The organism is Collinsella sp. AM31-2AC, from assembly GCF_003469285.1.
In the GTDB taxonomy this organism is placed as follows: Bacteria; Actinomycetota; Coriobacteriia; order Coriobacteriales; family Coriobacteriaceae; genus Collinsella; species Collinsella aerofaciens_AT.
On sequence record NZ_QSJB01000030.1, the window covers coordinates 1 to 8797 of the forward strand.

Genomic DNA, 8797 nt, shown 5'->3' on the forward strand with positions numbered 1-8797 from the left:
GGGCCCGTTCAGGCTGTTGCGTTGAGATTGAAAATCAACCTGAAATTACGCATGCGTTTTATGCAAAACGTGCAATGACGTCAGCAAAAAAGGTTGCGAAAAAAATGACGCCTTAGACGACTACGATTATTTTTTTGGTGTCAGTTTTGGTGTCACCCTTGGTGTCAAAAAGAAAAAGGCCAGAAGCTTAACACCTCTGACCTGCGCTTTAGATGGTGGGCGATACAAGATTCGAACTTGTGACCCCATCCGTGTGAAGGATATGCTCTACCCCTGAGCCAATCGCCCGTCGCCTTTCGGCAAAAGAGATACTATCATAGCCTCGCGTGGTTTACCAACAACTTTTTGCCCTCGATTTTAAATTCGTGGGCACATGCCGTTCCATCACAAACAAGGCGCCCAGCAAACCAGCAGCTCAACCACCCTTTATCGCTTGATCCACGAGGTCTCGGGGCGGCTGCACGGGGCGCTGGGGATCTCCATGTGGTGTCCAATCAATTCAATAACCGGCGTGCAGATGCTTTGATTCTATACGTGCGACGGGTCGCCTATGCCCGCAATGCAACCGCGGCGCAGCTCCTCGGCGAGCCCGCTGGTCGTACGGCTTCCGGATACGAGGTCCTGGATCCAGGCGTAGTACTGGTTGTCTTTGGGCTCGGGGCTGTCGGACAGCACGACCGGAGTGCCTGCGAACCTTAAGACGGACAATGCGTAGATAAGGCTGGTACGTTTGTTACCGTCCTCAAAGATGTGGTCCTTGACCATGTGCTCTGCCACGTAGGTGACCTGGTCAAAGATGTCTGCGAAGCGATCGGCCGGCGATTGACCGAATACTGTACAGAACGCACCCGCAAGTACGGACTCGACGCGTCCAAGCTCAAGCGCGGCCCGGTCGCCTGTGGCGTCGGTTGTATAGCAGCGCCCGACCGTCATCAGCGTGCTGTGTAGGCGCATCGCGGCCGCGGCCATAGCTTCGAGCGAACCGGTATCATCGAGCACGAGCGGCGCGAACGGATGAGCGCTCCGCTGCATAGCCGCCATCATGAGTTCTCCAAGAGCCTGAGCGCGTTGGGCATGCCCGCTATGGTCTGCCGAATAGCTTCGTCGATTGGCGTGACGCCGTCGAGCAAATTCGGAGATGCTGAATTTACCTCGAGCGCAGATGAATGATCTTCTTGAGCAACGCAATCAACTCCGTCATCTTGTTGAACGTAGTTCCAAGGCATGTCTGCCTCCTCTATAGCCTTTCGGACGGAATAGCCCGCGAGTCGTACTCCAGGGCGATCGGTTGCCAGACGAGGTCTTCGATGGCGCAGCTTAGGGTGTTTGCGAGCGCCAATGCCGAAGAGACCGAGGCGCGGCGTAAATCCAGCTGATTCTGTTCGTAGAGCTGTATAGCGCGAAGTTTAACCCCCGATTGGGCGGCCAGCTGTTTTTGCGTTAGGCCGGCCGCCTTTCGTGCCGCTTTGAGGCCCTTTTTGTCTGCCTGGGCTTTGTTCCATTTATCGATGACAATCTCTGCGAATGTATCTTCCGACGCCTCGTGAAGCGGGGAATACGAACCGATAATCCAATCAAGCGGGGCGACTTCAAAGAGCTCGTTAAAGTTCAAGCTGCTCGCCCATTGCGAATAAGCCAAAACCCAGCCCGCCCAGTATTGCGAGGAACGATCAAGCGGATAGCTCTCCCTACATTCTGCGGGTTTCAGTCCTGCACTGGCAATTATTTCACGCGCAAGTTCGTCACCCGACATGCCGCAGACAACGCGCGCCACACCACGCTCGAATTGCCTCATCTCGAGAGAATTCAATAGGATTGTCGTTAGTTCGACAGGACTCAGCCCTTGGTCGCAGAGGGCGAAATCGACTGCCTCGCCCAGCGTTCTCATGGCATCCTCGAGATACATGTCACTGTAGGCGTGGGTCATTTTCTGTCATCCCCTCTCGAACGATATCGACGATACGAATTCCCTCAAACGGGTTTTCGGTAAGCAATTCCCGATACTGCGCCCTTGCCAACTCATCTCGATCCTTGGCCAATGGGCCATATAGAGCTTGTGGCGCACGCTCAAATCCAGCAAAACGAATGCTCTTAAACGCGCGCTCGCTTTTGAGCACAATCTGTTCTCCAGGGTTACCGAGCCTCATAGCTCGACCGAGCTGGTCAATGGTGATCGTATTGTTTACAAACGCCCTGGCATAGCTGAAGTACGAGTCATCCGCACGCCATCCTCTAATCACATCGTAAGCGTTAGCATCTGGCAAAAAATGATCGCGAAGGTATTCGCATGCCCCCACAGCGACGGCGGTGTCCTTTCGGAATGAACGATGCTCTACAAGCAACGCTATCCAATGCAGAACTGAATATTGCGGCGATAGCAGGTCGAGTACCTTGAGATCGGCCATGTCGAGTTCATATCGATTTGCAAAGCCGTCTGCGTCCCTAGAGCATGCCCATTCCCTTGCAAGGTTGAGGCTCTCTGTGCAATAGAATCCCTGTCCATAGTCGTTATGGACTTTCCCCAGGCCAATCTGGGGAGTCTCAATGATCTTCTGAGAACCATGCCACAGTTCCACGTGAGTCTCCTAATAGGTATCGCCCTAGCGATAGTATAGCACGCTATCGCTAGGGCGATACTTATATTCAAAGAGCAAGAAAGTGTATGGAACCGAGTTTGAGTTCAATACTGGCTTCTAAGACTCGCCAAATTCGGAAGCATGCGGCAAAATTCAGGCATTATGCCACCGCCGGTCCGGCTTTTTGGCGTTCGGCGAGCTCAAAGATAAATGGGGCGTTTGCCCTGACGGACTCTGTTAAAAAGCTAAGATCGTCGGCAGAAAAACCTTCGAAGTTGAACCATTTAACCGCAGGTAAGAAACAGTCGGAGTGGTCAAATCCAAAGTCGACCGGGCGCTCTTCCCTGCCGGAAACCGCAAATGCTTGATTTGCCGTCATACAACCACCTCGTTCGACGTGCAAAGTATCCTACGCCTATTGTAGGGCCCCAGGCCCGGCAGGGTATCTAAGCGGTGCCAATCTGTAAGGGTGTGCCTAAGGACATACGGCAGCTACGCTGCCCCTTCCCAGCGCTCATCGGAGTCCCACTCCCCAATGCGGGCTAGGTAGACCCTGTCCCGTTTACGCCGCTTGATAGAGGCGCACCTCATCCTACTCGATGTTTTTGCGGAAGGCGGGACGCATGTTGTCGGGTGGGTTGGTGACGATATCAACCTTTCGACCGAGTTCCTCCTCGAGCTCAAGGGAGAGCTCATATAACGCGCCGAACGTCATGGTGTGGCCGCAAACGAGTCGCAAATCGATATCGCTATCGGACGTTTGCTCGCGGCGAGTAAACGAACCAAACAGATATGCTTCGCGGACGTCGTAGCGGGGCAGCACGTGACAGACGACAGAGGATATGTCGGTAAGCGTAATCATGGACAGAATTTTACCGGCTGACTGGTGCGGGAGACAATCGCCGCTCGTTGATTGGCCTTTAATGGGCGGCGATTTCGGAAGTGAGGGTAAAATCGAGATTTGCCGACCAGACACCGGAATTACCCCGGCGCGACCTGCGGTTTTGTTGACAGAAAACGGGTTGTGGTCGGTAGATTCCGATTTTTCCCCGCACTTTCGAAGTTTGGGCGTTTCAGTAGCGGCGTTCAACACCAAAAGCCCTATTCCCAGCAGGAAAAGCGCCAACAAGGGGCATCAAAGCGATCGATACGAAAGAGACAAACAGATATGCCTCGCGGACATCGCAGCGGAGCAGTATGCGGGAAACGGCGTAGACATGTCGGCAAGCGGAACCATGCCTTAATTCTACTTACCGATAATACCGGCGCCCTTAAGTACCTTCTCGACCGCTATCCAAAGATCCGTCGCGGGGTTGTCCAGGCAGTAGCGATACGTGCAGTGCTCGGCGAAGCGGTGTCCGTCAGCCTCGTTGGCCTCCGCTATCCTCTTGGCACGTGCGACCGCCGCCACGACGTCATCAATCGTTAGCTGTCCGAGCGCTCTCTTGAAGTTGTCCTCGTGCTTGTACTCATCGAGGTCCTGATAGCTCTCGCCGAACTCCCTGTTCACGAGCCTCAGGTACCCAGTCCTGTGGTTGAGCGGGGCGCGCATGTCGAGCTTGTGCAGCAGGATCCACAGTTCAAAAGTGAAGTTCGAGTACGCGTTCATGTACTTGACGCCGCGGCCGAGCTTGCCCGCGTCGCGCATTCGCTTAAGCGTGTCCTGGGTCTGCCTTACGTGCAGTTCGCTCTCGTCCTCCAGGTCAAAGACATGCCAGACATCGGCCTTCCCAACGACGTTTAGACTCTTCGCACGCTTGAGCGGGTTCTTCTCGACCTTAACGTCGAAGGCAACCCTCCTCGTCGCCCGCGGGTCGGCGTTGACGACGTCACGGAGCCACTCAAGGTACCACTTCTCGGTCTCGCCCTCCACGGAGAACCAGTACTTGTCCGCCTGCCTCCTACTTGCCATCGGCGTCATCCCCCATCAGCTCCTCGAACACTGGGGAAAAGTCGATGTCCTCGATGGCACCGTAGCGGCTTATAAAGTAGTTCTTCATGTAGTCGTCCCCTTTACGCACGCCGGACGGCCCCGAGGTGCCGAAGTCGGACAGCGCATAGCAGGTGCTGCCGCCCGTCTCTCGATCGCGCTCCACGAATTTGATCTCATCACGGCGAAACACATTGCCGTTGAGGAACACCGGGTTGTGGGTGTTGAAGACCAGCTGGGCGCCGTGCCTGTTAATGTCGTCATTATGGAACACGTTCACAATGCTCATGAGCGCCATGGGATGGATGGACGCATCGAACTCGTCCACCACCAACGTTCCTCCCGTTGCGATGGCTTGTGCAACCAGCGGGAACAAGTTGACAAAACGCACCGTTCCATAAGACTCGTAGTCCTCAGCGGGCACCGCGCGCACCAGGTTGCCCTCGGCGTCGGCAAAGATCGAGCTAAGCCTGGGCGTGCTCTCGCCCTCAGGCACCACAAAGCCCAGCGCATTGGAGCTGACGCCGAACTCTTTGGCGGCGGCGTTAATCGTCTCGTTGATGTAGACGGCCTTGTCCGGGAGCCCCGCCCCCTGCACCGTTTTTAGTCTGTCGGCACGGTACACGACAGTGAGCCCACGGTCGAACCACCCGGTGACGCGCGCGCTGAGCCTGGGGCTGACAATCTGCCTGAAGCCGTTGGTCAGGAACAGCTCGTCTCGGCTGAAGCCAGATATGAATTTAATCGCAGCCGCTTTGTTCTCCCGAAACGCGTCGGAAAGCTGTTCTGCAAGCATTCCAGAGTCCAAATCGCCGAGGTTAACTGTCTCCAAGTATCGGTCAAAAACGACCTTCTCGTTCACCAGCAGCGACTCGCGCACGATCGCCCTGTCGTACGACAAGTCCATAAAGGCACCCAGGTCTACCTTCAGGTCATACTCGAACAGGTCCCCTCCCTCGAAGAAGCGGATTCCGAAGGACACGGGCTTGGGGTCGGCGAGGCCACTGTTGGGGATGAACGACAGGTCGAACGCCGCGCGGTCGGGGGACGTCATGGTCTCGGCATCGCGAACGTTGCCGCGAAGCACGATGTGCTTCAACGTGTCCAGAGCTCCGATTATCGCCGTTTTACCCGCTGCGTTGGGGCCGTAGACGACTGCGGACGAGAGACCCTTATAGGCCTTCCTGCCGACCTTTTGTACGTGGAGGCTGTAGTCCAACCCCTTCTGCTTAGGGGCCGCCTCCATTGAGAAAGTGGCCCTATCCGCGAACGACTTGTAGTTCTCTATACTGAATTCAAGAAGCATGGAAACTCCGTTTTGTAGAAATTACATTTCCCTCTAAACATTATAGATCCTAAGCAAACAATTGGTAATCATTTTGCGAGCTATATGCAGAATGAAATTAGCTTCCTTACTTAACATGTGGCATTGCTCGCAATAGCAGTCCACGCTCGTTCTTGAGCCTCCAATGGGACATAATTCCGGAAGTGCGTGGAAAATCCGAGAACTGCCGAGCATGCCCAGTTTTGTACCTTCGCGACATGCGGTTTTGATGGCAGAAACGGGTTGTGGTCGACGAGTTTCGATTTTTCCCCGCACTTCCGAAAAATGAATGTCTCAGCAGAGACGTGCGGTGACGAGGAATACCGTTCCCAACAGGAAAAGAAGCGAGGAAAGCACAGTCCAGTTGTTGTCGACAGTCTTGGGGAGCGTGGGCAGGCTCGCGATTGCGGCCGTGGCCTTAGGCACCGAAGGCGCGGACGTCGTGGTCTTGACCGTTGTCACGGTCGTCGTTTTTGTCTTGGTCGCAATAGCCGAGGGCTTTACCGCGGGACCTGCTGCTGGCGTGGCCCCGGGCTGCTCGACAGCAGGATCAGCGCCGGTACTAGACTCACGGATACCATCACCCGGAACGTCATGCGCACCGCTCTCCCCCGCTGGCAAGGTTTCCCTCTCGGGCTCGATCGCTACATGCGCTGCCACGGACCCGTCGGCATCCACCACGCCGCCTGCGCCAAAGGCCCCGCCCGCAGGCGCCACAAAGCGCGCGGATGCAAGCGACCCGCCCAGGCAGGCGACGCCGCCGTCGGCGCCCGACGCATCCAGCCAGGACGCATCGACGGCAAGCTGCCCAGCCGTGCCACCGCCAGCAACCCCGTCCAGCAGACACACGCCATAGGCGCGCACGCCCGCCCCGGAGCCCGCGCCCGCGACGACAACGCGCCCACCGCCGCGAACGGCAAGACCGTCCGCGATCACGCCGGCCACCCGCGCGTCCGCGATGCCGGCGCCGTCGGCCCGCGCGTCAACCTTGCAGCCGTCCACCGCGAGCGTCCCCGACACGTAGATCCCGCACTGCGAGCCCGTGGCCACCAGCGACCCGGTCCTGCGGAGCGTCAGATCGCCCCACACCTCCATGCCGCAACGCGAGATGTCCACGTCGGGCGCGCTCGTCTCGACAACGGTGTTCTGCCCGGTCAGCGTCACCACCAGGTCGTCGTCGGCGCCGATGGCCTCGCCCGTGTAGCCGTTAAGCTCCAGGTGGTCGGCATCGGTCCAGGCCCACCCGGGGCCCGACGCGCCCGGCTCGTAGTACATGGCGCCCGCAATGAACAGGCTGTCCGCGCCCGCGGCATAAGAAGGCCCGCCCAGCAAAACGCATAGGCAGGCCATGGCAGTAAACAGGATGTAGTGACGGCTAGTGTGGAACGCGGCAGCAAACATAACCGCTCCGATCTTCGCAAGAGCCAATGGAAACTGCACCAGAAAACTACCTGGTAGCAGCGGTTATTAGTGTAGCGAGATCAAAGCACAAACAAAGGAAATACCCGTGAGCATCACCAGAAATTAGGTGTAAATCGTTTTGCCAGTCGGTGAAAGGAAGATTCACGTTAGGCAAATATGCCGACCGCTGATTCCAAAATTAGCAGCACAGGGAAATTGACAATATCAAGTTACCAAAACCTTTCCTCAATGACGCCCCATGTCGTGTCCTCGCAAGTTGGATACCGTTGTAGCAACACCTTAGTAATCGGGTAAATAGTTGAGAAGCTATTCACGGAGTTCACTACGATTGAAGGATTTAAATAATGCACCAACTAATAATTCTTGGAAATGGATTCGACTTGACCTGCGGACTGAAGTCAAAGTTCTCAGATTTTTATCGCAATAGGATGAACGCAGCATGCTCAATTGAATCGATCCCTAAGGACGAAAGAAATGTCTGGGATGTCATTCTTTCTGAAATCGGTGAAAACGACCCATTGTGGTGTAATATAGAAAGCCTTATTTCAGCGTATGTGTTCCATGATGACGACTTGGGTTCAAGATTGAACCACATGTATGAGCAACTGGTGTGGACAATTGATCCGTCAAAACCAAATCGTTCTGAACATCTAGATAACGCCGTATACAATTACGTTTCAACTAGTCTGGGTAAGGAAAACGTTTCCCAGGATGAGCTCACCCATTTCCTTCTAACCTCACTAAAAGATTACGAGCACATCTTTGCGAGCTATCTAGAAAAACAAGTCGATAATAACAATAAATACAGGGAAAAGGCTGTGGAGTATTATGCAGCCATTCGCAATGCCTGCATTAATAAGGCCCAGCAAAAGAACTATGAAACATCTATCTTAAACTTTAACTATACAACCCCATTAAAATCGGAAGATCAGCAGCTGGGAATTGTTGCTGCCCGGAATATTCATGGCTCACTGGACAAAACGGACACAATATTTGGCATTGACGGAAAAGACGTCGCTGAAGACCATCCGGCGGTGCCGTTTACAAAAACATATAGGCTATAGGCTTATGTCATTAGTGCCATACGAAAGCGAAACTGCAAAACTCTGCGACAGCAATACCCGTTTCATCAAGATATTCGGACACTCGCTTTCTCGGGCTGACTATTCCTACTTCCAATCGATTTTTGACACCGTCAATCTATACGGTGGAGTTACTAAGCTTGTATTTCTATACAAAAAATATCCAAACAAGTCAGATAAAACAGTTGATGAGCAGGCAATTCGAGAAGATCTGTACTCACGCATATCGCATCTTCTGTATGAGTATGGAAGCACACTCGACAATAAAGACCATGGAAAGAATCTCATGCATAAACTTCTTCTAGAGCAAAGGTTGCTCATTAAAGACGTTGACGAGAATATATCAGTCTTACCTTCCAATATATATTTGCTTTAACACCTAATCCAGATTCGGCTCCCTGAGGTGGTAAGGTGACGCATAATTTCTTTCGCAAATTGACAACCGCATAGCGGAACACGGCCC

The 8797-nt window shown here is 54.3% G+C and carries 9 protein-coding genes and 1 tRNA gene; 1 reads left to right on the top strand and 9 read right to left on the bottom strand.

The window, feature by feature from the left end; translation table 11 throughout:
• Nucleotides 1-213: 213 nt before the first annotated feature.
• The 9 genes from DW796_RS10005 to DW796_RS10055 form a co-directional block, all read right to left on the bottom strand.
• A tRNA-Val gene (locus DW796_RS10005) sits at nucleotides 214-288 on the bottom strand.
• 240 nt (nucleotides 289-528) lie between these two features.
• Nucleotides 529-1032: a Fic family protein gene (locus DW796_RS10010; protein WP_158567727.1), complete on the bottom strand. Its 504-nt coding sequence runs from the start codon at nucleotides 1030-1032 to the stop codon at nucleotides 529-531.
• Nucleotides 1033-1237: 205 nt separating this feature from the next.
• Complete coding sequence (locus DW796_RS10020) at nucleotides 1238-1927, bottom strand: helix-turn-helix domain-containing protein (RefSeq protein WP_118095198.1); 690 nt, start codon at nucleotides 1925-1927, stop codon at nucleotides 1238-1240.
• Nucleotides 1908-2576, bottom strand: coding sequence for a DUF3990 domain-containing protein (locus tag DW796_RS10025; protein ID WP_117767075.1), 669 nt, complete (start codon nucleotides 2574-2576; stop codon nucleotides 1908-1910). The genes DW796_RS10020 and DW796_RS10025 overlap by 20 nt, the downstream gene beginning before the upstream one ends.
• A gap of 160 nt (nucleotides 2577-2736) precedes the next feature.
• On the bottom strand, nucleotides 2737-2955 hold the full coding sequence (locus tag DW796_RS10030) for a hypothetical protein (protein ID WP_118095200.1): 219 nt from the start codon (nucleotides 2953-2955) through the stop codon (nucleotides 2737-2739).
• Nucleotides 2956-3168: 213 nt separating this feature from the next.
• Nucleotides 3169-3438: a nucleotidyltransferase family protein gene (locus tag DW796_RS10035; RefSeq protein ID WP_118095202.1), complete on the bottom strand. Its 270-nt coding sequence runs from the start codon at nucleotides 3436-3438 to the stop codon at nucleotides 3169-3171.
• 384 nt (nucleotides 3439-3822) lie between these two features.
• On the bottom strand, nucleotides 3823-4497 hold the full coding sequence (locus tag DW796_RS10045) for an RloB family protein (RefSeq protein ID WP_118095206.1): 675 nt from the start codon (nucleotides 4495-4497) through the stop codon (nucleotides 3823-3825).
• Complete coding sequence (locus DW796_RS10050; RefSeq protein ID WP_199579855.1) at nucleotides 4478-5725, bottom strand: ATP/GTP-binding protein; 1248 nt, start codon at nucleotides 5723-5725, stop codon at nucleotides 4478-4480. Before DW796_RS10050 ends, DW796_RS10045 begins: the two co-directional genes overlap by 20 nt.
• A 399-nt stretch (nucleotides 5726-6124) precedes the next feature.
• A complete protein-coding gene (locus DW796_RS10055; RefSeq protein ID WP_147351034.1) occupies nucleotides 6125-7258 on the bottom strand; it encodes a hypothetical protein in 1134 nt (377 codons plus the stop codon).
• A 338-nt stretch (nucleotides 7259-7596) separates the two neighbouring features.
• Here DW796_RS10055 and DW796_RS10060 point away from each other — a divergent pair, with 338 nt between their 5' ends.
• On the top strand, nucleotides 7597-8316 hold the full coding sequence (locus DW796_RS10060) for an AbiH family protein (protein ID WP_118095212.1): 720 nt from the start codon (nucleotides 7597-7599) through the stop codon (nucleotides 8314-8316).
• Nucleotides 8317-8797 lie beyond the last annotated feature (481 nt).